The sequence below is a fragment of the Staphylococcus intermedius NCTC 11048 genome (assembly GCF_002902385.1).
Classification (GTDB): Bacteria; Bacillota; Bacilli; order Staphylococcales; family Staphylococcaceae; genus Staphylococcus; species Staphylococcus intermedius.
In genome coordinates, this window is sequence record NZ_PPQH01000142.1 from 1 (window position 1) to 201 (window position 201).

Below are 201 nucleotides of genomic sequence, written 5' to 3' on the forward strand. Positions count from 1 at the left end.
TGCTTGTTTACCTACGGTTACCGGTACTGTGATGTGGTCTGTTGTGCCATCTGGATACGTCACTGTCACACTCACATCTGTTGTGCCTTCTTGTGTACCGTCTGGTAATTGACTTGGATCGTCAATTGTAATTGTCGGTTGGTCACCATCTGTTGGGTAGCCTGGGATGTTCACTGCACCTTTTACTTCATCTTCTGTTGT

General features: G+C 46.3%; 1 protein-coding gene. It reads right to left on the bottom strand.

Annotated features, from left to right (window positions below):
• Nucleotides 1-201 (bottom strand): Rib/alpha-like domain-containing protein (locus CD138_RS13705; RefSeq protein WP_219727736.1); only part of this gene is annotated, 201 nt, incomplete at both ends.